The 26,421-nt window shown below is 40.9% G+C and carries 26 protein-coding genes and 4 pseudogenes; 5 read left to right on the forward strand and 25 right to left on the reverse strand.

Annotated features, from left to right (window positions below):
* Positions 1–110 precede the first annotated feature (110 nt).
* The gene (bioB, locus tag ACSBQP_RS09065) at positions 111–1,106 is read left to right on the forward strand and encodes a biotin synthase BioB (RefSeq protein WP_025207878.1); all 996 of its coding nucleotides are present in this window, start codon (positions 111–113) and stop codon (positions 1,104–1,106) included.
* Between the two features lie 41 nt (positions 1,107–1,147).
* Here bioB and ACSBQP_RS09070 read toward each other — a convergent pair whose 3' ends face one another.
* The 4 genes from ACSBQP_RS09070 to ACSBQP_RS09085 all read right to left on the reverse strand — a co-directional run bounded on the left by ACSBQP_RS09070 (position 1,148) and on the right by ACSBQP_RS09085 (position 4,352).
* Positions 1,148–1,621: a hypothetical protein gene (locus tag ACSBQP_RS09070; RefSeq protein WP_007500557.1), complete on the reverse strand. Its 474-nt coding sequence runs from the start codon at positions 1,619–1,621 to the stop codon at positions 1,148–1,150.
* 171 nt (positions 1,622–1,792) lie between these two features.
* On the reverse strand, positions 1,793–2,626 hold the full coding sequence (locus ACSBQP_RS09075) for an undecaprenyl-diphosphate phosphatase (RefSeq protein ID WP_035390159.1): 834 nt from the start codon (positions 2,624–2,626) through the stop codon (positions 1,793–1,795).
* A gap of 124 nt (positions 2,627–2,750) precedes the next feature.
* Complete coding sequence (locus tag ACSBQP_RS09080) at positions 2,751–3,893, reverse strand: AI-2E family transporter (protein WP_007500555.1); 1,143 nt, start codon at positions 3,891–3,893, stop codon at positions 2,751–2,753.
* A 54-nt stretch (positions 3,894–3,947) separates the two neighbouring features.
* A complete protein-coding gene (locus ACSBQP_RS09085) occupies positions 3,948–4,352 on the reverse strand; it encodes a DoxX family protein (protein ID WP_366968591.1) in 405 nt (134 codons plus the stop codon).
* A gap of 200 nt (positions 4,353–4,552) precedes the next feature.
* Between ACSBQP_RS09085 and ACSBQP_RS09090 the strand changes: the two genes are divergently transcribed.
* Entirely contained in the window at positions 4,553–5,542 is a 990-nt protein-coding gene (locus ACSBQP_RS09090) for a Gfo/Idh/MocA family protein (protein WP_435028349.1), read from the forward strand.
* A gap of 55 nt (positions 5,543–5,597) precedes the next feature.
* On the opposite strand, the gene ACSBQP_RS09095 is transcribed toward ACSBQP_RS09090, so the two are convergent.
* The 9 genes and pseudogenes from ACSBQP_RS09095 to ACSBQP_RS09135 all read right to left on the reverse strand — a co-directional run.
* Positions 5,598–6,122, reverse strand: a complete 525-nt coding sequence (locus tag ACSBQP_RS09095; RefSeq protein ID WP_008344162.1) for a type 1 glutamine amidotransferase domain-containing protein — start codon at positions 6,120–6,122, stop codon at positions 5,598–5,600.
* Positions 6,123–6,212: 90 nt separating this feature from the next.
* A complete protein-coding gene (locus ACSBQP_RS09100; protein WP_370529237.1) occupies positions 6,213–7,166 on the reverse strand; it encodes a methyl-accepting chemotaxis protein in 954 nt (317 codons plus the stop codon).
* A pseudogene (locus ACSBQP_RS09105) lies at positions 7,158–8,201 on the reverse strand (HAMP domain-containing protein); the annotation flags it as partial. The gene ACSBQP_RS09100 and the pseudogene ACSBQP_RS09105, both read right to left, overlap by 9 nt.
* 165 nt (positions 8,202–8,366) lie before the next feature.
* Positions 8,367–9,314, reverse strand: a complete 948-nt coding sequence (locus ACSBQP_RS09110) for a methyl-accepting chemotaxis protein (RefSeq protein WP_370539194.1) — start codon at positions 9,312–9,314, stop codon at positions 8,367–8,369.
* Positions 9,306–10,343 (reverse strand): annotated as a pseudogene (locus ACSBQP_RS09115) (HAMP domain-containing protein); the annotation flags it as partial. The gene ACSBQP_RS09110 and the pseudogene ACSBQP_RS09115, both read right to left, overlap by 9 nt.
* Before the next feature lie 176 nt (positions 10,344–10,519).
* Positions 10,520–11,470 carry a methyl-accepting chemotaxis protein gene (locus ACSBQP_RS09120; RefSeq protein WP_370529239.1) on the reverse strand — a complete coding sequence of 317 codons (951 nt, stop codon included), beginning with the start codon at positions 11,468–11,470 and terminating at the stop codon, positions 10,520–10,522.
* Positions 11,465–12,508: pseudogene (locus tag ACSBQP_RS09125) on the reverse strand (cache domain-containing protein); the annotation flags it as partial. The pseudogene ACSBQP_RS09125 and the gene ACSBQP_RS09120, both read right to left, overlap by 6 nt.
* A 126-nt stretch (positions 12,509–12,634) precedes the next feature.
* Positions 12,635–13,585 carry a methyl-accepting chemotaxis protein gene (locus ACSBQP_RS09130; protein ID WP_370529240.1) on the reverse strand — a complete coding sequence of 317 codons (951 nt, stop codon included), beginning with the start codon at positions 13,583–13,585 and terminating at the stop codon, positions 12,635–12,637.
* Positions 13,577–14,626, reverse strand: a pseudogene (locus ACSBQP_RS09135) (cache domain-containing protein); the annotation flags it as partial. The pseudogene ACSBQP_RS09135 and the gene ACSBQP_RS09130, both read right to left, overlap by 9 nt.
* A 156-nt stretch (positions 14,627–14,782) precedes the next feature.
* Here ACSBQP_RS09135 and ACSBQP_RS09140 point away from each other — a divergent pair.
* Complete coding sequence (locus ACSBQP_RS09140; protein ID WP_008345763.1) at positions 14,783–15,523, forward strand: protein-glutamine gamma-glutamyltransferase; 741 nt, start codon at positions 14,783–14,785, stop codon at positions 15,521–15,523.
* A 21-nt stretch (positions 15,524–15,544) separates the two neighbouring features.
* Here the strand turns inward: ACSBQP_RS09140 and ACSBQP_RS09145 are convergent, their stop codons facing one another.
* From ACSBQP_RS09145 to ACSBQP_RS09170, 6 genes are all read right to left on the reverse strand, one after another.
* Positions 15,545–15,793, reverse strand: a complete 249-nt coding sequence (locus tag ACSBQP_RS09145) for a hypothetical protein (protein WP_017358966.1) — start codon at positions 15,791–15,793, stop codon at positions 15,545–15,547.
* 24 nt (positions 15,794–15,817) lie between these two features.
* The gene (locus ACSBQP_RS09150) at positions 15,818–16,849 is read right to left on the reverse strand and encodes a nitronate monooxygenase (RefSeq protein ID WP_435028350.1); all 1,032 of its coding nucleotides are present in this window, start codon (positions 16,847–16,849) and stop codon (positions 15,818–15,820) included.
* 14 nt (positions 16,850–16,863) lie between these two features.
* The gene (locus ACSBQP_RS09155; protein WP_025207889.1) at positions 16,864–17,265 is read right to left on the reverse strand and encodes a secondary thiamine-phosphate synthase enzyme YjbQ; all 402 of its coding nucleotides are present in this window, start codon (positions 17,263–17,265) and stop codon (positions 16,864–16,866) included.
* A gap of 136 nt (positions 17,266–17,401) precedes the next feature.
* A complete protein-coding gene (locus tag ACSBQP_RS09160; protein ID WP_007500537.1) occupies positions 17,402–18,694 on the reverse strand; it encodes a hemolysin family protein in 1,293 nt (430 codons plus the stop codon).
* A 48-nt stretch (positions 18,695–18,742) separates the two neighbouring features.
* Entirely contained in the window at positions 18,743–19,417 is a 675-nt protein-coding gene (locus ACSBQP_RS09165) for a zinc metallopeptidase (RefSeq protein ID WP_024719711.1), read from the reverse strand.
* A gap of 81 nt (positions 19,418–19,498) precedes the next feature.
* Positions 19,499–19,723, reverse strand: a complete 225-nt coding sequence (locus ACSBQP_RS09170; protein ID WP_008345775.1) for a hypothetical protein — start codon at positions 19,721–19,723, stop codon at positions 19,499–19,501.
* 126 nt (positions 19,724–19,849) lie between these two features.
* Between ACSBQP_RS09170 and ACSBQP_RS09175 the strand changes: the two genes are divergently transcribed.
* Positions 19,850–20,836: a potassium channel family protein gene (locus tag ACSBQP_RS09175; protein WP_060832595.1), complete on the forward strand. Its 987-nt coding sequence runs from the start codon at positions 19,850–19,852 to the stop codon at positions 20,834–20,836.
* Here the strand turns inward: ACSBQP_RS09175 and ACSBQP_RS09180 are convergent.
* From ACSBQP_RS09180 to ACSBQP_RS09200, 5 genes are all read right to left on the reverse strand, one after another.
* Complete coding sequence (locus ACSBQP_RS09180) at positions 20,833–21,234, reverse strand: YugN-like family protein (RefSeq protein ID WP_008345780.1); 402 nt, start codon at positions 21,232–21,234, stop codon at positions 20,833–20,835. The two genes, ACSBQP_RS09175 and ACSBQP_RS09180, sit on opposite strands and share 4 nt — an antisense overlap.
* A gap of 29 nt (positions 21,235–21,263) precedes the next feature.
* Positions 21,264–21,482 (reverse strand): spore germination protein, encoded by a 219-nt coding sequence (locus ACSBQP_RS09185; RefSeq protein WP_008345782.1) that lies wholly within the window; start codon positions 21,480–21,482, stop codon positions 21,264–21,266.
* Positions 21,483–21,597: 115 nt separating this feature from the next.
* A complete protein-coding gene (locus tag ACSBQP_RS09190; RefSeq protein WP_017358963.1) occupies positions 21,598–22,953 on the reverse strand; it encodes a glucose-6-phosphate isomerase in 1,356 nt (451 codons plus the stop codon).
* A 126-nt stretch (positions 22,954–23,079) separates the two neighbouring features.
* On the reverse strand, positions 23,080–24,252 hold the full coding sequence (locus ACSBQP_RS09195) for an iron-containing alcohol dehydrogenase (protein ID WP_008345787.1): 1,173 nt from the start codon (positions 24,250–24,252) through the stop codon (positions 23,080–23,082).
* Positions 24,253–24,371: 119 nt separating this feature from the next.
* A complete protein-coding gene (locus tag ACSBQP_RS09200) occupies positions 24,372–25,535 on the reverse strand; it encodes an iron-containing alcohol dehydrogenase (RefSeq protein ID WP_017358962.1) in 1,164 nt (387 codons plus the stop codon).
* A 144-nt stretch (positions 25,536–25,679) separates the two neighbouring features.
* Between ACSBQP_RS09200 and ACSBQP_RS09205 the strand changes: the two genes are divergently transcribed.
* Positions 25,680–25,916, forward strand: a complete 237-nt coding sequence (locus ACSBQP_RS09205; protein ID WP_008345792.1) for a DUF378 domain-containing protein — start codon at positions 25,680–25,682, stop codon at positions 25,914–25,916.
* Positions 25,917–25,982: 66 nt separating this feature from the next.
* Here the strand turns inward: ACSBQP_RS09205 and yugI are convergent, their stop codons facing one another.
* On the reverse strand, positions 25,983–26,375 hold the full coding sequence (yugI, locus tag ACSBQP_RS09210) for a S1 domain-containing post-transcriptional regulator GSP13 (protein WP_008345795.1): 393 nt from the start codon (positions 26,373–26,375) through the stop codon (positions 25,983–25,985).
* Between the last annotated feature and the right edge of the window lie 46 nt (positions 26,376–26,421).

The following is a 26,421-nucleotide window of genomic DNA, read 5'->3' on the forward strand; positions in this document are numbered from 1 at the left end:
CATCGCCTTTTTGTGTTTTTACTTTTAAGCTGCTTACCAGTGCTTGCCAATCTCCATCCATTATGTTAACTTTTAATAAAAATAAGTTTACATATTGAGAGGGGCTTATGATGGGAAAAATAACGTCTTTGTCTTGGGAAACGATCGTGAAGAAAGCCATCAATCACGAACCAATTACGATGGAAGAAGGTCTAAATATTCTTGAAGCAGACGACGCAGAGTTGCTGCCTATTATGCATGCAGCTTATCAGGTGAGATTTCATTTTTTTCAAAAAAAGGTGAAGTTAAATATGATCTTTAACGCCAAAAGCGGATATTGTCCTGAAAACTGCGGTTATTGTTCACAATCGGTGATTTCAACAGCTCTGCTTGAGAGATATACAATGCTTGACCAAAAAACCATTGTGGCCGGTGCGCGTGAGGCGTTAAAAAGAAAAGCAGGGACTTATTGTATTGTAGCAAGCGGGAGAGCACCTTCGCACCGTGAATTAGATGAAGTCACCGCAGCAGTAAAGGAAATTACCGAGACGATGCCTTTGAAGGTGTGTGCATGCCTTGGGTTATTAAATGAAGAAAAAGCAAAGCGGCTGAAGGAAGCGGGTGTTCATCGGTATAATCATAATCTCAATACACATCAAGATCATCATGCTCAAATTACAACGACCCATACGTATGATGACCGCGTATCGACCCTTGAGAAGGTCAAACAGTCAGGGATGTCACCATGTTCAGGAGTTATTATTGGGATGGGCGAAACCAATCAGCAAATTGTCGAAATGGCTTTTGCGCTTAGAGCCCTTGATGCGGATTCGATTCCCGTCAACTTTCTCCATGCAATTGAAGGAACGCCTCTTGAACATCAAGAACGCACACATCCGATCAAAGCGTTGAAGGTTTTGGCACTGATGCGATTTATCAACCCGGCTAAGGAAATTCGAGTATCTGGGGGAAGAGAGTTTAATTTACGAACGCTTCAGCCTCTAGCATTATATGCAGCGAACTCTATTTTTGTAGGCGATTATTTAACGACAAAAGGACAGCAAGTTCAAACCGATCATCACATCATTGAAGATTTAGGTTTTGAAATAGAAGAATGTGCGCTTTAAAAAAAGTCTGCCGATGGATCGGCAGACTTTTGACGTTGAGATTAGAATCTTTTATGGAAATCGACAGTACCGCTTCCTTCTTCGCGGTCAAAGCTGCCAACAAAAGTCCAGTTAATATAGCCCCCGTCACCATTGTTGACAAACGTACCATCTTCAAATACCCAAATACCAAACGTAATGCCGTCATATTCAACACTATCATAATAAACAACATTGTTCAGTCCGCTAAAATCATGATCTTGGCTTAAGTTTTGAACAACTACGTTGTAATTTTGACCTGCTTCATAGAATGCACTGTATGCCGCATTTTTTACAAATCCATCACGATTTTGAGATGATTTTACTGCTTGTTCAATTTTATCGGCAATGGCTACTGGATCAATCGAGACACTTCCATCGACACCTGTTGTCGTAGCAGCTTCAGCCTTTTGACCAAAAGTCGTAAGAGATAAAGGGACAGCAACCATTGACGTAGCAATCATAGAGCTAACAAAAAATTTACTTGTTTTCCTCATTATTTCTAACTCCTCCTTTAATTGGTATGTTTATGTACTACCCTTTTCTTTGTCACTTAAACACTAATTTAAGAAAAAACTTCTTTTTCTACCAATTAAGAGGCTGTTTTTACTGTTTAAAAGGGCAAAACAACAAAAAAACTACTCTTTTAAAAGAGTAGTTTTCCATCATTACATAAACATGATGAATAAAATCAGACCTAGGATGATTCGGTAGATCGCAAAAGGCACAAGTTTGATTTTATTAATCAGTTTTAGGAAGAATCGAACAACAAAGAGAGCCACAATAAACGCACTCACAAAGCCCACAATAAAGAATGGAAGCATGTCTGTTGTTAAATATTCGGCATTTTTAACAAGTGTTAAGAGGCTTGCTCCCGCCATAATCGGCATGGCCATAATAAACGTAAAGTCAGCCGCCGCTCGGTGATTCAGTCCAAGAATAACACCACCTGCTATTGTAGAACCTGAACGCGAGAAGCCTGGCCATAGTGCTAAACATTGAAATAGCCCGATATACAGCGCTTGTCTGTACGTCATATTATCCACAGAGCTTGTTTCTGTTTTACGTTTATTGATCCAATCAGCGACAAGCATCAGCACAGCCCCTAAAATCAAACCGACAGCGACCGTTCTCACATCAAACAAATATTTATCAATATAATCTTCAAATAAGAATCCTAAAATGACGGCTGGGACGAGTCCAACAGCAATTTGAGCAATGGTCAGCTTATGTCCGCTGCGTTTTTGTTCTTCTGTGATATTTTTCTTTAAGCCTAACAAGTTCAAAATACGATCTTTAAACACGATCATGACAGCTAAAATTGAACCTAACTGAATCACGACTTTAAATGTGTTTGCAGCCTCTGGCGTAATGATGTCTTTTGATTTTAGCCAAAGATCATCAACAATGATCATATGCCCTGTAGACGAGACAGGTGCATACTCTGTTAATCCTTCGACAATTCCTAAAACCAGTGCCACGAATAAATCCCATAGATTCATGATTTTCTTTCCTTTCAATTCTGATCTTTTGAAGGCAAACATCTATGTCCACATAAAGACAAGCTTTCTTTTTCGAAAGCTCGTCTTTATGATACTATATTTTTTTCTAAAAAAGATTATGACATCAAACCTTTTCTTCTTTATACAAATTGGATCGCATTTTGAACCAATCAAACAGGTGGGTCGTGATCACTTTCAGAACGGCATACGTCGGAATCGCGACAATGATGCCGACGACACTGAACAATTTACCTGCTGTTAATAGAACAAAAATAATCGTAATCGGATGGATATGAAGGTTTTTCCCCATGACCTGAGGAGAAATGAATTTCCCTTCAATAAGTTGAACCACTGTCCAGACAATGATGAGTTTTAAAAGCATCACTGGTGATGTCACAAGCGCAATCACAATCGCTGGTGTAATCGCAATGGTTGGACCAAGGTATGGCACTACACTTGTACATGCCGCAATAATCGCCAGCAGCAGCGCATAGTCAAGTCCAATAATCATATAGCCAATTAAAAGAAGAATACCGATACAGAAGCTGACAATGATCTGCCCGCGTATATAAGAACTTAAACGATGGTTCATTTCGTGAAGCACGATATGAGTATGGTCTCTAAACTTATTCGGGATAAATTTCAAGAAATAGTCAGGCAGTTTTTTGCCGTCTTTTAATAGATAAAACAGAATGAACGGAACCGTCACGATCGAGATGATAATTTCAGTAAGCGCCCCTAAGAAAGTGCCGACTCCGGTAAAAGTACTTTCCAAAATCTTCGTCGCTTGACTTGACGCTTTACTTACCAATTCAGAGACGTTAAAGTTCATCGTTTTCTGCACTTGACTAATAAAGTTGCTTCCAGTTAATTGTCTAATCTGTTCTTCTACCGTATCAACGTATTTTGGCAGATTATGAAACAGACTCATCGTTTGTGCTTGTAAAAAAGGAATAATAGATACAATGGTCACTGTAATAATCCCAATAATGACGATATATAAAAGCAAAATCGAAAAGATCCTTTTGACCTTAAATCTCTCTAATAAATTCACAATTGGATTTAATAAATAATACACAACCCCCGTTAAAATAATCGGTAAGGCAATGGTTTTGATGAGTACAATGAGCGGTGTGAAAATAAAAGATGCTTTCATGAAAACAAGGATATTCAACCCTATTAATAGCAGGATGAGTAAAAAGAGAACAAACTTGTTATCAAGAAAAAATTTTCTAAATCGACTGCTCCACATTTGCATAGAATTCATATCTTTCCTCCAAACACGGGCTATTTTATTAGTAAATTGTACACTACTTGATCATCATTTTGTGATCATTGTTTTAGCTTTTTTTTCATGTTTCGCAATGGACATGGCCCATCCAATCAAAATCGGTTGTCCGATTAATCTCATCCATAACAAGGCTTGTTCTGTGCTCTCTTGCCCTGGAAATGGAATCCCTTCTCTCGCAGCAAATAGGTTCGCAGGGAAAATGAGCACCAGATAGACAGCGATCATTTTTGCTGCCACAATCCTTACGTTTGGAAGAAGCAGTAATACGGCCAGCAGCCATTCCAAGCATGCGGTGGCATAAATGATGCCATAGGGAAATGGCCATCCAGACATCATGCGGGCAAAGCCGCTTGGCTCTATCACATGAAAAACACCGGCTGCTATAAATAAAAGCGCGAATGCGTATGTACTTCCTATATGTAGGATGCGCTTCATGTTCGTTTCCTCCTCCCTCCTTCTCAAGTATTACCCGAATGAAGGAGGAAACTATCCACTTTTCGTACATTTATATTCTTTATGTAAGACGCATCAGCTAAGGTAAAGGTTTCATCCGCTTTTCAATAAAAAAGAAGATTCTTTCATACAAACGCTTTCAAAGCATGTATAATCAGAGAAAAGCAGAAGGAGGGAATGTGATGATTCGATTTGCTGTCATCGGAACGAATTGGATTACAGATCGATTCTTACAGGCTGGTGAAGGAGTGGCGGATTTTACATGTACGGCCGTCTATTCTCGGTCTGCTGAAAAAGGACAGGCATTTGCAGACAAGTATGGCATTGATACCGTCTTTACTAATTTACAGCAAATGGCGGCAAGTGATGCGTTTGATGCTGTGTATATCGCAAGTCCAAACGCCCTTCACAAAGAGCAAGCGATGCTGATGATGGCGCATCAAAAACATGTATTATGTGAAAAACCATTGGCCTCTCACCGGAAAGAGGCTGAAGAAATGATTGCTGCTGCGAAAAAATATCAGGTGTGCTTAATGGAAGCGATGAAGACCACATTTCTGCCGAATTTTCTTCAAATCAAACAGCATCTTGATCAACTAGGCCCCATTCGGCAAGTGATCGCTCATTACTGTAAATATTCCTCAAGATACGATGCCTACCGAAACGGTGAGATTCCAAATGCTTTTAAGCCGGAATTATCCAATGGCTCCTTAATGGACATCGGCGTGTATCTTGTCTTTCCCATCATTTATTTATTCGGGCTGCCACATCAAATCACCGCGAGAGGCTATACACTTTCTTCTGGAGTAGATGGGAGCGGTTCATTACTTTTACAATATGAAGGGCATCAAGCACTTCTTTTCCATTCAAAAATCTCAACATCTCATGTATCTGCTGAAATTCAAGGGGAGGATGCCACAATGGTGATTGATCAATTCCATCGCCCTTCTCGTATTATCATCCATGATCGGAATGGACAGGAAACCGATATTTCTCTCAAAGATGATCAACCTGCTATGTATTATGAAATCGATCACTTCATTCAATGCATCAAGCAAAAAAAGGGACAGTCTCCAATCAATACATTTGCCTTATCCGTTCAAACCATGTCCGTCATGGACGAGGCGAGAAGACAAATGGGCATTATCTATCCAGCCGACAGACAAATGTAATGAGGCATTGAATGAACAAAGGGCGTTTTACAGCCCTTTGTTTGTTCATGTGAATCTAGTTTGCCGCTAATACATCGGCAAATGCTTTCACATATGGTGGAAGGTCCGGCGGGCGTCTGCTAGATACAATATGACCATCTGTCACAACGGCTTCATCAAACCATTCTGCTCCAGCATTCGTCATATCATCTTTAATACCAGGTGTACTCGTTACTTTTTTACCTTTCAGGATACCAGCTGAAATGAGCACCCATCCGGCATGACAGATTTGTCCGATCGGTTTGCCCTTTGCATCAAACGTACGAACGATGTCTAATACTTCTGGATATCGGCGCAGTTTATCCGGCGCCCATCCCCCAGGAACGAGAACCGCATCATAATCATCTGCTTGAATGGAATAGAAGTCTGCATCTGATACAGCTGGCACTCCGTACTTCCCGATATATTCATGATCTGCTTTTTCGCCTACGAGATGGACAGTTGCCCCCTCTTCTCTTAATCGCAAAACGGGATACCATAGCTCTAAATCTTCAAAATCATCACTGACTAACGCAATGACCTTCTTATTTGATAAACGCATAACATCTCTCCTTTTCTTCGGATTTCCTCTATTGTACGAGATCATCTCTTAAAAAGAAAAGCGGTTCCCCTTGAGGAGAACCACTTTCCATTATTCACTGATCTTGAATTTTTTAATTAAGTCACGCAATTCTTCCGCCATTTGGGAAAGCGTCGTCGAAGAAGAGCTAATCTCTTCCATTGATGCCAGCTGTTCTTCTGCTGATGCTGCGATATCTTGAATACTTGCTGAACTCTCTCTCGATACATCTGCAATTTCATTCACTGCTTTAGAAATTTGCTCAGATCCTTTTGAAAGCTCACGAACTGTCGTATTCATTTCATTGATTCTTGTCGCAATTTCTGCCGTTTGCTGATTGATTTGTGAGAAGCTTTCTTTTGTTTGGTCTGTAATTGATAGACCATTTTTTACTTCTTCATTCACAGATTTGAACATATTTTGAGACGTTTCAATTTCAGAGACAATTTCTTTGACGAGTTTTTCAATCTCTTTTGCAGAATCTGATGATTGAACTGCCAGTTTACGGACTTCTTCTGCTACAACCGAGAAGCCTCTGCCTGACTCACCCGCACGTGCTGCTTCAATGGCTGCATTCAGAGCCAGTAAATTCGTTTGATCTGCTATACCGTTAATGACACCTAAAATGTTGGTGATATCTTTTGATTTATGCTCTAATCCGTTGATCACACTTTCAGCTTCTTTCACTGAATGATCAATCGTTTTCATTTGGCCAACTGTCTGTTCAACAAGCTGTCCGCCTGTTTCTGCGACTGTTTTTGATTGAACCGATGATTCTGTAATGACATCAGATGTTTGTGCAACTTCATTTAGCCCTTCGTTCATTTGTTTCAAGTGGGCTGCACTTTGTTCCACCATTTCGCTTTGATTTTCGTTTCCATTCGAGAATGTTTCAATGGATGATGTAATATGTTCGGTTGCTTTTGTCGTTTGACCTGCACTTGCCGTCAGTTCTTCCGACGATGACGCCACGTTCTCAACAGATGTCTGTACAGCTTGGATGACGTCTCTGAGTGACTCACTCATTTCATTAAAACTTGTACCGAGCTGACCAATTTCATCCTTTGATTTAACATCAATTTTTTCTGTTAAATCTCCTTCGCTAATCTTCTTAGAAGAGGAGACAAGCATGGAAAGTGGTTTTGTAATAGAACGGATGATAAAGAAGATGAGAATACCGCCAATGATGAGCGCACCAGCTAATATAATGGCCGCCATGTTGAAGACTGGCTGCGCCGCTTCTTCTACTTCATTGACAAACATTGTACCGGCAATTTTCCAACCAGTCGCTTTGTTTGTTGTGAATTCCATTTGCTTTTCTTTTCCTTCAAACATATAACTCATTGAACCTTTGTCTTGCGTATAAAGCTTGTCTACCCAATCACCTGTTAATTTTGTTCCTGCTTTTTTCGTTGGATGTGCCACGTATGTCCGATCTGGGCTTCCGATAAAAGCATGACCTTCTTTACCAATATTGATACTATTAGACTCTTTTACTAGATTCGCAATGTCCAGGTTCATCGCAATAACACCAGAACCATCCTCTAGTTTTTTAGAAATCGTCACAACAAGTGTACCAGTTGATGCGGTTGGATATGGAGCGGAAACAGACAGCTCACCGTTTTTCGCCCAGCCATCTTTGTACCAATCCCGCTCAGTTGCGACATAATCAGCAGGCATTTTTTGATTAGGATATCTTGAGAACACTTTTCCATCACTTGAAGCAACAAAGATGCCTTCTGTGTCATCATTCATGCTCATGAACTGCTCAAAGCGTCCTTGAATATCAGTCGTTCCTTTTTGCCCCAGCTTTTTCTTCGTAATCCATTTGCTAAAGAAATCGGCTGCGTCTGTTTTTACTTTCACAACCTTCGTAATGTTTTTGTCCAGCTGTTCTACATTTTCCTTTGCACTTTGCATGATTTGATCATTTAAAGAGGTGCTCGCCGTATGATATGAAGAGAATGCCAATACGATAATTGGGCATAAAAGAATAAATAAGAAAGAGAAAACGAGCTTTTTTGATATCGATGGTTTTTTGAAATACTGTATGAAATTCATAAAAAAGAAAACTCCTTTTAGTAAGATAGTATATATATCGGAAGTACTACTAGGTTCTTTACTTTTTTAATTTATTAAAGTCTAGATAAGTCCAAAATACCCAAATTATGTGCAAAGAACGGAAAAACACCTGACGTCAAAACGTCAGGTGTTCCACTATGACTCTTATATTTTAAATTGTTTGATGAGCTCTCTCAGTTCTTCTGCCATTTGAGATAAAGTGGCGGAAGATGAGCTGATCTCTTCCATTGATGCCAGCTGTTCTTCTGCTGAAGCCGCAATATCTTGGAAACCTGCGGAACTTTCACGTGAAAGCTCTTTGATTTGATTGACTGCTTGTGAAATATCGTTTGAGCCATGAGAAAGTTCTTGGGCTGACCCGTTCATTTGTTTCATTTGTTCTGTCATTTCTGATGTCTTATGGGTGATTTTCTCAAAACTCACTTTCGTTTCATCTGTAATGTTTAATCCAGATTGAACTTCTCCTGCTACTTGTCTAAACATCTTCTGCGACTTTTCAATTTCATCTACGATTTCGTTCGTTAGGCTTTCAATTTCTTTTGAAGAGCTGCCTGATTGCTCTGCCAATTTGCGGACTTCTTCAGCGACCACAGAGAAGCCTCTTCCTGCCTCACCTGCACGTGCTGCTTCTATCGCTGCATTTAAAGCAAGGAGATTCGTCTGATCTGCAATGCCGTTGATAACTCCAAGAATGCTTGTAATGTCCTTAGATTTCTGTTCTAGCCCTGCAATCACAAGCTCTGCTTCTTTCACTGCTTGTTCAATCGTTTGCATTTGACCTGCTGTTTTTTGAACGAGCTCTCCACCAGCCTGAGCGGTTTTGCTAGACTCAATAGATGATTCCATCATATGAGAAGTCGTGTTGACCATATGTGATAAGCTTCGATCCATGTCGTTTAACTGGACAGAGCTTTTTTCGATCATCTCATTTTGATGTTCATTGCTGTTTGAGAACTGTTCAATAGATGAGGTAATATGCTCAGTCGCTTGGGCTGTCTGTCCTGCACTAGCCGTTAATTCTTCAGATGAGGCAGCAACATTTTCAATTGAATTCTGGACGGCTTGAATGACTTGTTTCAGCTTTGCCGACATATCGTTAAAGCTATGTGCAAGCTTGCCGATTTCATCGTGTGTGCGCACCTCGATATGCTGAGTGAGATCCCCCTGACTGATTTTCTCAGCCGATTCAGAGAGCTCTATGAGTGGTTTTCGGATCGATTTAATAATAAAATAAATCGCGATTCCACCGATGACAATCGCAGCAGCCAGGATGATCATGGTTAAGTCAAGCACTGGCTGTGCGGCTTCCTTCACTTCGTTGACATACATTGTTCCCGCAAGCTTCCAGCCTGTCGCTTCATTTGTGTCATAAAACATTTGCTTCGGCTGTCCGTTGAATTCATATTCGAAACTGCCTTTTTTATTGTGATACATCTTTTCGATGAAATCGCCTGTCAGTTTCGTCCCGGCCTTTTCCGTTTTATGAGCAATGTAACGTTGGTCTGAGGTAGCGACAAACGCATAACCTTCTTGACCAATTTTGATGCTGTTTGTATCTTTCACAATCGTGTTCAATCGTACATTTATGCCGATAACACCAGAACCATCTGCTAACTGTTCTGATATTGTGATGAGCAGGTCATCTGATGACTTGTCTGTAAAAGGATCTGAAATGATGAGTTTGTCATCTCCCATTGATTGTTGAAACCATGGTTCATTTTTTGCGCTTTTGGCACTGCCTTTATGAATCTCGGAATATTCAGTTAGTTTACCATTCTGATCTGCAACAAATACTTCTACGACATCGTCGTCTGTTTCCGATAGTTGCTCTAATTTCACCTTAAGTAAATCCTTATTTTTAGAGGCCAGTTCCTTTTTTTTCACCGATTTAGATAAATATGAAACAATATCAATTTTAGGCTGTACATCTTTATTGATCAATTCATTTAATTGATTCACACCATTTGCAGCGCTAGACATAATCTCATCATTGAGAGACTTAGACGCCACTTCATAGGAAAATGCGGCCAACACAAGAATGGGCACTAGGAGAATCGCTAAGAATGCAGTAATTAATTTCTTTGACATCGTAAAGTGCTTAAAAAAGTTGATTTTTTTCATGACTCTACTCCTTTTGGTTTATGATTTGGGATCATCCCCCTCTATTTTTAGGTAATACGGATTATTTTTCAAGGTGTAACGCTCGAAAACTCATCAAAATAAGCATATTTACCTATTTCTTTCGTTATATTCAGTTCAAAAAAGAACCCCCTAGCTGGAGGTTCTTTTCATTTTGTTTATTCGACTTTAAATTTGCTAATCAAATCACGTAATTCTTCTGCCATTGAAGATAGGGTGGCAGAGGATGAGCTGATCTCTTCCATTGATGCCAGCTGTTCTTCAGCTGAAGCGGCAATGTCTTGAATATTGGCGGAGCTTTCACGTGATACGTCTGCAATCTCACGGACAGCCTCAGAAACATGTGCAGATCCTTTTGACAGCTGGACAACTGTTCGATTCATTGTTTGGAGCTGATCTGAGATTTCTTTGGTCATGTCGAAAATATTGTGGAAGCTGACTTTCGTTTGTTCAGTAAAGCTTAAGCCTGATTGAACTTCTTGATTTACTGCTGTGAATACTTCTTGTGATACATCAATATCTTGAACGATTTCTTTGATTAAGTTTTCAATTTCTTTCGCTGAGTTGGCAGATTGAACAGCAAGTTTTCTTACTTCTTCTGCTACAACGGAGAAGCCTCGACCAGATTCGCCAGCTCTTGCTGCCTCAATCGCTGCATTCAGCGCAAGTAAATTCGTTTGATCTGCGATGCCATTAATGACACCAAGAATCTGGGTAATATCTTTTGATTTGCTTTCCAGCGCACTGATGACATTCTCTGCTTTTTTCACTGATTGATCAATCACGTTCATTTGAGAGGCGGTTTTTTCTACTAGCTGTCCGCCTTCTCCTGCAATCTCTGTTGATTTGATGGATGAAGCGGTAATCGATTCAGCCGACTCGTTCATGTGCTGAAGGCCTCTGTTCATTTCTTCTAACTCTTCTGAGCTTGATTCCACTTTATCATTCTGGCTTTCGTTACCAGTAGAGAATTGTTCAATGGCTAATGTAATATGCTCTGTTGCTTTACTTGTTTGTCCTGCGCTTGCGGTCAGTTCTTCTGATGAAGAAGCGACATTTTCAACGGAGGTTTGGACGGCACCAATGAGGGATCTTAATGAGTCAATCATCGTATTAAAGCCTTTACCAACTTGTCCTATTTCATCATCTGATTGAATCTGAAGTTTATCACGTAAATCACCTTCGCTGACCTTTTTCGAGAAACGGGCAAGATTGGATAATCTACTTGAAATAGAGCGGACAATAAAGAAGATGAGGGTTCCTGCTACGATCAGTGTCACACTAAACACAATAATGGCTGTATTGAAAACGGGTTTAGCTGCATCCTCTACTTCTGATACGAGCATCGTGCCGCCGATTTTCCAGCCGGTTAGTTCATTGGTGACATACGCCACCTTTTTATCTGTTCCATTGAGTGTAAAGCTGCCGTTTCCTTGTTTGTTTTTAAAAATAATGTTCGCCAAATTCTCATTGACTTTGCTTCCAGCCTTTTGGGTTGGATCTGCTAACACGGTTTTATCCTTCTCCATGATGAAAGCATATCCTTTTTGACCTATTTTAATTTCTTTTAGCTTTTGAATGAGGCTGTCAATTTCCATATCAAGACCAATTACCCCTGAGCCATCTTTCGTTTTTTGGGCAATGGTGATGACCATTTTACCTGTAGATGCTGCGACGTATGGCTTCGTGATGACTTGTTTACCATCAGCACTCATGGCCTCTTGATACCACGGACGCTCTCTGGGATCATAGCCTTCAGGCATTTTTTGAACTGGGTATTGCATGAACAAGCCCTTTTCTGAACCTGCATAAATGGCTGAGACATCTTTTTCATTAATTTTTCCGTATTGCTGCAATTCTTTAATGGTAGCTTTTCTATTTTTTTCTTGAAGATTAACCGCTTTGAGATCATCTGTAAACAGAGTCACAGCCTCTGCCTTGTTCCCAATATTCTCATCGATTAAGGTATCAAATGCATTGACCTGACTCATCGCACTGCCCATAATCTGTTTGTCTAACTCTGTTTTTGATGTAAAAAATGCACTGATTGTGAGTGCGACGGTTGGCAGTATGAGGACTACCAAAAAGGCAATAACTAATTTTTTAGAAATGGATGGTTTTTTGAACCATTGGATCATTTTTCCCATTTTCTCTTTCCCCCTTTACTTCTCTAAAGTTATTATCGGATGAAAGGTTTATTTTTAGAGGGCTGGAAATGACGTTTAAAAATAAAAAAAATACCCAGACAATTCTGGATATTTTTTCATCGTTTTTTAATCAATTTTAAATTGACTTGTCAGCTCTTTTAGTTCCTCAGCCATATTGGCAAGTGTGACAGAAGAGGACGAAATTTCTTCCATAGATGCCAATTGTTCTTCAGCAGATGCCGCAATATCTTGAATGTTCGCCGCACTTTCTCTTGAAACTTGACGCATCTCCTGCATAGCTTGTGACACAAGTTTTGATCCGCTTGATAGGTCAACCGCTGTATCATTTAATTGAGTGAGCTTTTTCGACATACCTTCTGCCGCCTCATAGATGTTTTGGAAGCTTTCTTTTGCTTCTTCTGTCATCCCAAGTCCTGCATTTACTTCTCGGTTAACAGCTTTGAACATCTCTTGAGATTTGGAAATTTCCAACACAATTTCTTGGATCAGCTTTTCAATTTCTTTCGCTGAATCTGCAGATTGGACCGCTAGTTTTCTGACTTCCTCTGCTACGACAGAGAAACCGCGCCCTGATTCACCTGCTCTTGCTGCTTCTATGGCTGCATTGAGTGCAAGTAAATTCGTTTGATCTGCGATGCCATTAATGACATTTAAAATGCTCGTAATATCTTTAGATTTGTATTCTAATTCTTTCATGACTTGTTCGGCTTCTTGTACAGATGTGTCGATATGTTTCATTTGATTCGCTGTGCTTTCAACGATACGTCCGCCTTGTCCAGCCGCTTCTGTCGATTGAATGGAGACAGCAGTCACTTCTGATGAAGTTTGTGACATACCTTGTAATCCTTCATTCATTGCGACAAGCTGATTCGTGCTAGATTCGACTTTCTCATTTTGTGCTTCATTCCCATTTGAGAATTGTTCAATCGACATGGTGATATGCTCTGTTGCCTGACTCGTTTGGCTGGCACTAGCAGTCAGCTCTTCTGAAGCTGAAGCCACATTGTCGACAGATTGCTGGACCGCTCGGATAACTTCACGCAAAGATTCACTCATCTTACTAAAGCTTCTTGTGAGGTCTCCTATTTCATCCTTCGATTTGGTTTCAAGGGTTTCCGTTAGATCCCCTTCACTCACCTTTTCTGAGAAATCAACAAGCCTTCTAAGCCCAATTGTGATGGAGCGAACGATAAAGAAGATCGCAATACCGCCAAGGATAAAAGAAGAAATTAAAAGAATAATGGCAGAATTCCAAACTGGCTGTGCTGCTTCTTCTGTTTCTGATACAAACATCGTTCCAGCAATTTTCCAACCTGTTAAATCATTTGTGACAAAAACGAGACGTTTTTGCTCTCCTTTATTCTCATAAGTTGATGTTCCTTCTTTGCCGCTGTAAAGGATTGATGAAATATTTTCAGTCACTGCAGATCCTGATTTTTCTTCTGGATGAGCGACAATCTGTTTGTTTTTATTTGCAATAATTGGATATCCTTCTCGTCCAATTTTAATGTCTTTGATTTTATCGACAATGTCTTGAACTTCAATGTCGATTCCTATTGCTCCAGACCCGTCCTTCAAGCGTTGGGCAATTGTGACAACCATGCTGTCTGTTGTGGCTGAGACGTATGGATTGGTGACCACAGGTTCACCTGTCTCGTCCTGCATCGCCGCTTTGTACCAGTCACGAGTTGTTGGGTCATAGTCCTTTGGCATATCCACTTTAGGATACTGAATAAAGTCACGATTTTTACTTGCTGCATAAAACCCAACCACATCATCTTCATTGATTTTACTGTATATCTCAAAATGCTCATACAGTTCGTCCTGGTTTTTCTTTTTAAAGTCTGCAGCACTGGATGTTTCGGTAAACAGTTTGACTGCGTTCTCCTTATTCAAAAGCTTTTGCTCGATCATGTCATTCAGTTCATTGACTCTTGCGTTGGCTCCGTACATGATTTCATGATCTAATTCTTCTTTGGCAATCTGATATGAAATCGTACTGAGTGTAATGATAGGCAAGACGAGAACAAGTGTGAATGAAATAATCAGCCTTTTAGAAATCGATGGTTTTTTCAACCATTTTATGATACTTTTCATGTTTTTCCTCCTTTTAAACGTTATGTTTTATATCGGACAGCTTCATATTATTTTCATGTTTTTCAAATAAAAAGGATGCTTTTTTGTTTATTTTCACAAATTGATTCCTTGCCCAAGCATCCCGCATACGCTAATACAAAAGGGGGCGCTTTTCATATGATTATCCTTTCAGGACAGCCAGTGACAAATGAGCAGCTGGCATCGTTTCAGCTAGAAGGACAAAAGCGGATCATTTTGATGCAATTACAAGCCTCAAATGATACGTTCCGTTATAGGCAGGCATCTGATTTGTTATTTGAGGTGACTTTACGATCGAATATCATGAATGCGGCAAGAGATTTGAACAAGAGCGGTGCCTCATTTGCTATCTTTCAAAGGTCCCGTGCGAATGACGCCTATTGGCGTGTATCAGAGGCCGGAGCGTTAGAACTGCGCTATCAAGTCGAGCCATCTACGGGGATTAAAGACATCTTTGAAAATGGCTCAAAATATGCCTTTGAATGTGCCACAGCGATTGTCATTGTGTTTTATATGGGAGTCCTGCAAACGGTAGGAGACGAGAAGTTCAATCGAAGACTTAGAAGTTTAACGCTGTATGACTGGCACTATGATACATTATCCATTTATACAGAGCGCGGAAATGATTTTATTTATGGGGATTGCCTATATTTCGAGAATCCAGAGTTTAGCTATCAACAGTCTCAATGGCGCGGAGAAAATGTGATTTACTTAGGGGAAGATCAATATTATGGGCATGGGCTTGGGATCTTAACAGCTGCAGAGATTATCGATAAATTAAATGCCAGAAGACGGCCAGGGGCGGTTCAGTCCGCTTATTTACTGCCGCAGACTACTAGGATGGATGTTATTTATCTGAGGCAAATGTTTGGCAGCTAAAAAAGGCCTCTTGTCTATAGGTTATGACAAGGGGCCTTTGTATGCCTTGCGTTTGCGGTAATCGTGGAGCGTGCCAAGCATTGTGTTTGCTAGGATTTCCATTTCTTCTAGGTCGTTTCTTGTGACTGGAGGGTCGTGCTGATTCCATTTCACATAACGGACGAAATAGTAATGACGAATGGGGGTAAGGACGGCAGGGGAGTGCGGAAAATCATCAAATAGAAATTCAATTTGTCCTTTTTTCCGATATGAATGTTTTAAGATTTCCATCCTGTCACACCACCCATCATCAAATTATATCTGCGTGAGTTCATGCATGATCTCTTCAACGGTTAAAATCGAGAGAATGCGGCCAACCCCCTGACCTGCCCAAAGAGCCATTTGTTCTCGGTTTCCTGCAGCAGCTGCCACTTTTCGCATCGGTGTTGTCCATACATGCTGTATAGGATAGGGAAGAACCCGGTCTTCATTTCGTCTTTCTTCCTCCATCCACTGATTGACAATACCTCTGGCTTTTTTTCCAGAGAAAAGCCGTGTCATCGCTGTTTCACTGCCTTCTGCCTGTAACAGCGCCTTTTTGTACACATCTGCCGCAGCACTTTCTTGACTCGCTAAAAATCGTGTCCCTATTTGAACCGCATCTGCTCCAAGTGCTAGTGCTGCTTTCATAGTGGTCCTGTCTGTGATACCTCCAGCGGCAATCAATGGGATATGACAGACAGACCTGACATCACTGATCAGGCAGAAAAGTCCCTGCAGAGCATCTCCCTTTGAATGTAAAAAGGTGCCTCGGTGCCCTCCTGCTTCGCTTCCTTGCAGAACAATGGCATCCATTCCTTTTTCTTCTAAAAGCAGTGCTTCTTCTTTTGTTGTAGCTGTTCCAATGAGAAAGATCCCCTTTTGTTTCAGGTGATGAATTGTTTGTTCGTTTGGACAGGCAAATGTAAACGACACAGCTGGGACTTCTTCTTCTTGAAGAATGTTGATTTTTTGTTCATAGTCCTTCCATAATTCTTCCTCGCTAGGGATCATCTGTGCTTCTGGTATGACAGGCAGCCGATCTCTCCAAAATGATACATCTTCTGTTTTCGTTTCTGAAATGGGTTCAGGGACAAACACATTCACTTGAAATGGACGAGATGTCAGCTGTTTGACCTGTCTGATTTGCTGCCTCATCTTTTCAGGCTGTACATAACCACTTGCTAAACTGCCGAGACCGCCATATTGTGAAACAGCGGCGACAAGCTGCGGCGTCACCGCTCCTCCTGCCATTGGTGCTTGAATGATGCCATGTTCAATTTGAAGTAACGCTGTGAATTCTCCCATCTTCTCCCCCGCCCTTACTCGTTAGATGACACCTGTACATAAAAGTGACGATGTCTCGGTCCGTCAAACTCACAAAAATAGATTCCCTGCCACGTTCCAAGCACAAGATCACCATGATGGACAAGAACGTGCTGAGATGCTCCCATATAACTGGCTTTCATATGCGCTGCTGTATTGCCTTCCATATGACGATCTTTTGAATGTTCCCACGGAAAGACTTCATCAAGCCGGCGCAGCATATCTCGTTTGACGTCTGGGTCGGCATTTTCATTAATGGTGATTCCAGCCGTCGTATGTGGACAATAGACCATAACCGTTCCGTTTTGAATCCCAGTTTCCCGGACATATTGCTGAACTTCATGGGTAATGTCTATCATGTCATCGTGTTTGTCTGTTTGTACGTTGATTTTTTTCATTTCACTGGCTCCTTTTGATCATGTCTATAAAACCATACCCTTTTTATGTGAAATCAATCACTGCCGGTTGGCAGAAACAAATCTTCTTACATAAAGTTTACCAAGCAAAAAAACCTCGTCAATAGCTCGGAGGTTTTTAGGAAAAGTGAACCTTTTTTACTTCTATGGTTCGAATATGATGATCTTCTGCATCGACAATTTTAAATTCACAGCCTTCTGCTTCAATGATATCTCCAATGTCAAAATCAATTTTATGCGTCATCATCCACCCTGCAATTGTATCAACATCATCATTTTCAATCGCTAAATCCAATAAATCATTTACTTCATCGATCAAGGCTTTCCCATCCATCACATAATGAAAGTCACCTTTTTTCACAATATGAGGGGTCTCATCTTGATCATATTCATCTCGAATCTCGCCCACAATTTCTTCTAATATGTCTTCAACTGTGACGAGACCTGCTGTTCCGCCGTATTCATCTACAAGCACCGACATATGAATCCGTTCCTTTTGCATCAAAATCAGCAGTTCTTGAACCGGTGTACTTTCAATGACTCGAATAACAGGGCGCATTAAGTCTTCAATGGACACCTCTTGATTGAGAAAACTTGCTTTAAATACGTCTTTGCTATTGATCACACCAATGACATGATCTTTGTCTTCTTTAATGACAGGATAACGTGTATACCTTTCGTTCAGCATATAATGCGTCACGTCTTCCAGGCTCTGTTCAATTTCAATGGCTGAGATTTCTGTGCGCGGGATCATGATCTCTCTCGCCACTCGGTTATCAAATTCAAATATTTTATTGACATATTTGTATTCAGATTGGTTGATCTCGCCCTTCTCGTAGCTTTCAGACAGAATGAGACGCAATTCTTCCTCACTAATCGCCACTTCATGTTCTTTGACAGAATGAAAACCAAATAATTTCACAATGCCTCGTGCAGCCCCATTTAATGCTTTAATAAACGGATACATGACTTTATAGAAAAAAATAAGAGGTTTTGCCGTCACAAGACTGACGGCTTCTGCCTTTTGAATGGCAATCGTTTTGGGAGCAAGTTCCCCAACGACAACATGCAAAAACGTAATGATCACAAAGGCAATGATAAACGATATGATGTCTGTCAAAGCGGAATGAAGCCCTGCCTTTTCAAAAAGCGGATGCAGGAAATGTTCCACTGTCGGCTCCCCTAACCACCCTAAGCCTAATGCCGTGATGGTAATGCCAAGCTGACAGGCAGATAAATATTCATCAAGGTTGGTTGTCAGTTTCTGAACATGAATGGCTCTCTTATCACCGCTTTCAATCAGCTGATTGATTTTTGAGCCTCTAATTTTCACAATCGCAAATTCAGTGACAACAAAAAATGCTGTCGCAGCAATGAGTAATAGGACTAAAAATACGTTTAAAATATACAAAAAAACCCTTACCTAACACGGGTAAGGGCTCACCTCCTCTGGCGTCAATTAATCATTACGGCCATTTAGGAAGATCATTACAAAACGGAGCAATTCAAACAGGGAGACAAGGGCCGCTGCTACGTACGTAAGAGCTGCGGCATTTAACACCTTGTTCACGCCTCTTTCTTCACTGCTTCTAATGATTCCTTCTGAAACAATGATATTCTTTGCACGAGAACTTGCGTTAAACTCAACAGGCAATGTCACTAGCTGAAAGAACACAGCAGCTGAGAACAAAACGATCCCAAGCCCGATTAAGTTAAGGCTGCCGAGCAATAATCCACCTAGGAAAAGAAGCGGGGCAACACCAGATGCAAAGTTCACGACAGGGAAGATCTTATGTCTCAAGACAAGCGCACCATAGGATTCCTGATGCTGCAAGGCATGTCCAACCTCGTGTGATGCGACTGAAATGGCCGAAATGGAATGGCCATAATACACTGGTTCAGATAAACGAACCACACGCTGCGTCGGGTCGTAATGATCAGTCAAAGTTCCTCTTACCGGTTCAACGGGTACGTCGTATAACCCGTTGCGATCTAAAATATATCGAGCGGTTTCAGCGCCTGTTTTCATACTGGCAGCTTCAACCTTTGAATACTTTTCAAAATTATTCTTTACTTTAAATTGTGCCCAAAAAGACAATCCCAATGCGGCAAATGTTAAAAAATAAAAAAACAGCATGCTCATCAGCTTCCTTTTTATTTTATATATATATTTACAATTTTAATGACTTTTATGTAACGTGTACAGCAAAAAGCACTAGGTCTTTTTAAGGGGAATCACTACACCAATGAAAAAGAAGAACATTCCGATGCATGCTGTATAAAATGTCACCGTTCCATATAGGTCTTGAAAAAAACGAAGCCACGAGAAATCATTCATGAAATGGTTCACCGCATTTAAATCAAACACGAGTAAAATCACCGCAGATGATAAAAAGTGTGCGCCGATAAAAAGAAGTACGGTCTTTTGAACAAACGACATTCGCATTCCCTCCTTCTTCTCTCTTATTTTAAGATATGGGTTCTGTTTCAATACATGACGATGATGAAAAATTGTTTCCTAATCGGGCATACTGACATTAGCAGTTTCCCTGAAAGGACGAGTTCGATGAAATCAAACCGTATCTTCATTGCCTGGCTAAGATGGCCTCTTTATGTTCGCATTGCGATCATCATCTGTTTCTTGCTTCTCTTTTTTGGACAATTAATCGTCATACTTGAACCAAAGCAGTATCATACGATCTTTGATGGGATCTGGTGGGCTCTCATTACAGTCGCGACGGTAGGCTATGGTGATTTTGTGCCGCAAACCATGCCCGGACAAATCGCAGGTATGGCGCTGATTCTGATCGGGGCAAGCTTTGTAACGGCTTATTTTGCCACGCTTGCTGCCGCTGTATTTAGCAAACAGCACCATTATGTAGAGGGGAAGGTGACTTTCAAGGGGAAGGGACATCTCATCATTGTCGGCTGGAATGAGAAAACGAACAAACTGCTTCAATCGTTTCAAACCATTGATCCCGCCATGCCGATTGTACTCATTGATGATTCCTTAAAGGAAGGACCTCTTTTAGAGAATGTTCATTTTATTAAAGGCCATGGTACAGAGGATGCCACACTTCGCAGAGCAAATATTATGAGTGCTGATACATTGATGATTACCGCCGACCAGCATGAAAATGAAGTGACGGCTGATATGCAGAGTGTCTTAACCTTGCTTGCGGCAAAAGGATTAAATCCTTCGTTATATTGTTTAATTGAAATTTTAACCGATCGCTATGTGAAAAATGCTGAGCGGGCTGGAGCCAATCAAGTCATCCATACTTCTGATGCCGTGAATCATTTAATGGTGGAGCATTTTCTTTTAAAAGAACAGCTCATGGCGTTAAAAATCAAAAGAAACATGACCCTCCATAAACAGATCACCATCATTCCAGTACCGGCTTCATTAGCTGGAGAGACATTCTTAACGGCACTTCATCACTTTCTAGAGCACCATGTCATCATTGTAGGCGTACAAAAAAAAGAAGGACCCATGATGAATCCTCCTTTTGGATATGAGCTTCATCCAGAGGATGAGCTGATCAGCTTTTAAAGCAGTGCATCTTCTAATTCTTTGACGAGTGAAAAGCCAATTTCGGCATAAGCCTTTGACACATCTCCGTCTTTCTCTTTCGGTTCTTGGAATTGGTTAAAAGATGCCCCTACATTTCCAACCATCGCATGGTCATCTAATTTATCTTGATAGACATGCTTTAAGAGAAATGGATGTCCCATTTTCACCACAACGCCTGGCTGATCCAGCTGTCCTTTCTCGGCTGTAAACGGAACTCTGAGAAAGGTATAGCCGTCACGGTTGTCAATTTTATAATCAAAATATCCATGATCATAATCCCAATTCCCATTAATGACATATCCGAGCGGCTTCATGTTTTCTTCTAAATGGTACAGTGAAAAGCTTTCACCAGTTAGCCTAGATGGTACATGAATCATACAGAACCCTCCTTTTTGTATAGGGTTCGTTAAAGAGAGGAATTCATACATTTGCCTTTCGTGATTTGCACATTGTTTGTAAAAGCAGCATCAAATAAGGCCTGGCTGGATGATGCATTTGTCTCGTTTGCACTGCCCGCTCCTGATGTTTCTTTCGTAGCACTCATTGGACAAATCCGCCCAACATTCCCAAAGTTAACGATGGCCTGCCCGGAAATGTCATGGATATAAATATGATTTGTTCTCATCGGTTCATCAACCTCCTCCATTGATTATTCTATGTACAGAGCTTAGGGAGGCTTGCACTGACACCATGAGAACATAAAAAAAGGCACACCTTATGCAAAGATGTGCCTTTTATTCTTATGATTGTTTGAGACGGCTCTCAAGTTCTGCCTTTTTCTCTTCGAAGCCCGGTTTTCCTAATAAAGCAAACATGTTCACTTTATACGCTTCTACTCCAGGCTGGTCGAATGGATTGACGCCTAGTAAATACCCAGACATCGCACATGCTTTTTCAAAGAAGTACACGAGATATCCGAATGTATAAGCATCCATTTCAGGAATTGTCACAATCAGGTTCGGTACTTTTCCATCCGTATGAGCAAGCATTGTGCCTTCAAATGCTTTTTTATTGACGAAATCAACCGTTTTTCCTGCAAGATAGTTTAACCCATCAAGGTCTTGTTCTTCTGCTTCGATGACAAGTTCATGTCGTGGCTTGTCTACATTCACGATGGTTTCAAACAAGTCTCTTCTTCCTTCTTGTACATATTGACCAAGTGAATGAAGATCCGTTGAGAAGTTGGCAGATGAAGGATAGATTCCTTTTTCATCTTTCCCTTCACTTTCGCCGAATAACTGCTTCCACCACTCCGCAAAGTACTGTAAGCCTGGCTCATAGTTAATCAGCATTTCAATTGTCCGTCCTTTATTATAAAGAACATTACGGACAACCGCATATTGATAAGCCGCATTTTCTGAGAGCTCAGATGAAGCGAAGTCTTCACTTGCTTTCGCAGCACCTTCCATCATTTGATCAATGTCTGCACCGCTTACAGCGATTGGCAATAGACCAACTGCTGTTAAGACGGAATAGCGTCCGCCGACGTCATCAGGGATGATAAATGATTCATAGCCTTCTTCAGTTGCTAACGTTTTGAGTGCCCCGCGTGCCTTGTCAGTTGTCGCATAGATGCGTTTTTTCGCTTCTTCAGCACCATATTTTTCGATAAGGAGCTTTTTAAAGATACGGAACGCAATGGCTGGCTCTGTTGTTGTACCAGATTTTGAAATCACGTTAATGGAGAAATCGGCATCTTCTAGCAGATCCATTACATCTGTTAAATAAGAAGAACTGATGTTGTTTCCAATAAAGATGATTTGCGGTGTTTTGCGTTTGCCTTTTGGCAAAGTATTATAGAAAGAATGGTTTAAAAACTCAATGGCCGCACGTGCGCCAAGATAAGAACCACCAATTCCAACAACGAGTAATACATCAGAATCAGACTTAATCTTTTCTGCACTTTTTTTAATGCGGGCAAATTCTTCGCGATCATATTGCTTCGGTAAGTCAACCCAGCCTAAATAATCACTGCCAGTACCCGTTTGTTCATGAATATTATGATGGGCCACCTTCACAAAATCTTTTAAATATGTAAGCTCATGTTCTTGAAAGAAAGGTAACGCTTTCGAGTAGTCAAATTGAATATGTGTCATCGCTTGTAAGCCCTCCATTACGTTAGTTCTGTCCCTTTCACTTTAGCGGAACTAGCTATTGAAATCAAGTGATCGTCATTGATGCAGCAAAAAGCCGCTCCTCATGAAGAGAAGCGGCCATCCAAATTATAGAGAAGCTTTCAAAATCGCTAAAATGTCATCACGGCCAAGTTTCATAAAGTTACCAAAACCACCATATTCCATTTCTTTTGCTGCGATGTCAGCAATTTTGTCCAGTTGATCTTCACCAATATCATAATCCGCTAAACGACTCGGTGCACCGAGGCTTGTCCAGAAGGCTGACAGCTTGTCGATTCCTTCTAATGCGATGTCACGATCCGATTTTCCTTCTGTCTCAATGTCAAACATGTTCAACATGAGGTTTTTAAAACGTTCGACATTATGATCGAGTGTATGACGCATCCAGTTTGGGAAGAGGATCGCAAGTCCACCTGCATGCGGTATGTCATAGACTGCTGATACTGCATGCTCAATCGTATGAGATGCCCAGTCTCCAAAATAGCCCATTTGCAGCGTGCCATTTAAAGCAATCGTTCCTGCATAAAGGATGGTTTCACGGTGCTCATAGTTTTGTAAGTCTTCAAGTAGCTTTGGTGCTGTCTCGATGACTGTTTGAAGAACAGCAAAACACATCCGATCTTGTAGAGGCGTATTTTTGACATTATGGAAGTATTGTTCAAATACATGGCTCATCATATCAACCATGCCATACACCGTCTGATTCTCTGGCACAGAATATGTGTGCTCAGGATCTAAAATTGAAAAAGCAGGGTGCGTGACTGAACTGCCCCACACGTATTTTTCATTTGTTTCCCAGTTCGTGATCACAGAATCCGGGTTCATTTCTGAGCCTGTCGCTGCAAGTGTCAATACTGTGCCAAATGGCAGTGCTTTTTGAGCGGTCGTTTTCTTTGAAATAATATCCCAAACATTCCCGTCATATTCAGCTCCAGCTGCAATGGCTTTTGTACAGTCGATGACACTTCCCCCACCAACTGCTAATAAGAAATCAATGTTCTCATTTTGGCAAATGTCGATCCCTTTTTGCACTGTAGTGAGACGAGGGTTCGGTTCAACTCCTGACAGTTCAAATACGTCAGCCTCTGCTTCATTTAAAGCGCTGATGACCTTATCATAAAGACCATTTTTCTTAATACTGCCTCCACCATATACAAGAAGCACTCGCTTTCCATAACGAGCGAGTTCGCTTTTTAGTCCGTCTAGTTGTCCTTTTCCAAACATTAATTTCGTTGGATTATAGTAAATAAAGTTCTCCATCTGTTCTACATCTCCTTAAAACATATATATCCAAAAACATGAAAGACTACTGTAACATATGTACATGCAGAACTCAAAAAAGATAACTGCTTAAAAGCAGCTATCTTTTTCATGTTCGATTATAAAGAAGCGTTTAGAATAGCTAGAACATCTTCTTTGTTCAGCTTTTTAAATTGGCCAAATTCACCACGTGCCATTGCACGGTCTGCAATCAGATCAATTTTCTCATCGTTGATGTCATAGTCAGCTAAACGGTTTGGTGCTCCTAAACTTGTCCAGAAAGCAGAAAGTTTTTCGATTCCTTCTAAGCCAACTTCTTCGTCTGTTTTGCCCGCAGGGTCTACATCGAATACACGCACTGCTAATTGCTTGAAGCGACCTGGGTTTTCTTGAATGACATGTTTCATCCAGTTCGGGAACAAGATCGCAAGTCCGCCTGCATGAGGGATGTCATACACCGCGGATACCGCATGCTCAATATTGTGAGATGCCCAGTCTCCGCGTGCGCCCATTGAAAGCATTCCATTCAGTGCAATGGTGCCTGTGAATAAAATCGTTTCACGAAGCTCATAGTTTTCCAAATCATTGATCAGCTTTGGTGCTGTTTCAATGACCGTACGAAGAAGTCCTTCACACATGCGATCTTGGTAAGGTGTATTCTCCGTGTGATGGAAATATTGTTCAAACACGTGAGACATCATGTCGACCATGCCATAAATCGTATGGTTTTTTGGCACAGTAAATGTATTGACTGGGTCAAGAATAGAGAATTTAGGGAAGACAGCTGGACTGCCCCATCCGTATTTCTCATTTGTTTCCCAGTTTGTGATGACGGAGCCAGAGTTCATTTCAGAACCTGTCGCGGCAAGTGTTAATACTGTACCAAATGGGATGGCTTCCATTGGGACATGCTTACGAGTGACGATATCCCAAGCATCTCCATCGTATTTCGCACCAGCTGCGATCGCTTTGGTTGCGTCAATGACACTACCGCCGCCGACTGCCAAAATAAAATCAATTTGGTTCTCTTTGCAAAGCTCAACCCCTTTTCTAACTGTTGTTAAGCGCGGGTTTGGCTCAACACCAGCAAGCTCAGTGATTGCAGCTCCTGATTCTTTTAAAATGCTGACAACTTGGTCATAAAGGCCATTTCGTTTAATGCTGCCTCCACCATATACAAGCAATACGTTTTTTCCGTAGTGTTTTAGTTCATCTGAAAGGGCTGATACTTCTCCCTTTCCAAAAATTAATTTCGTTGGGTTCCAATAAGTAAATCGATCCATGTGATCTCCTCCTCGCGCTACATTATGCGCCTCTTTCATTCCAAAAGTAAAGTAATTTGCTTTCATCCATTTTCTTACGCATAGTTTGGCTAAAAATCTGCAAAATATAAATGTATTGATACTGTAGCGAAAGGAGGAATCACGATGAGTGCTATTCAGCGTATTGCCCTCGTGCTCACGATTATCGGTGCTATTAACTGGGGACTAATCGGCTTTTTTCAATTTGACTTAGTAGCAGCGATCTTTGGCGGTCAAGGTGCTGCATTATCACGTATTATTTATGGTCTTGTTGGAATTGCAGGTCTTGTCAATCTTGGTCTGTTGTTCAAACCTAGTGAAGAAGCTGTCCGCCGTGACGAGCCAAATCCAGAGGTCCGCTAATGAAAAAGACATAAAAAAAGACTGCCTATGAGGCAGCCTAAGGCACCGTTTGAAGCGGTGCTTTTTTTATTTCTTGATAAGGTCTTTACGGTTAGATTGCTCAATCCACTCTTCAAGTTTATCTTTCAGTGTATTGAAACCTTGTGGTGCAGCAGCTTCTTCTTTCACTTGCTGTGGTCTTTGTTTCTTTGGTTTGCTTTCTTTTCTTTCAGGTGCTTCTTGCGTTGCACGGATAGAAAGGCTGATTTTACCAGCATTTTCATCAACAGAAAGAACTTTCACTTGTACTTCGTCACCAATTGAAAGGTGCTCGTTGATGTCTTTTACAAAACCGTGAGTTACTTCAGAAATGTGCACAAGTCCTTGAGTTTCTTCATCTAATGCAACAAACGCACCATACGCTTGTAATCCTGTTACTTTACCAGTGTAAACACTGCCTACTTCAAACTTTGTCGCCATGATAACAACTCCTAAATAAATGTTTTAATATTCGTTTATACGCAAT

Source organism: Bacillus sp. G402 (assembly GCF_051172515.1).
Lineage (GTDB): Bacteria > Bacillota > Bacilli > Bacillales > Bacillaceae > Bacillus > Bacillus altitudinis.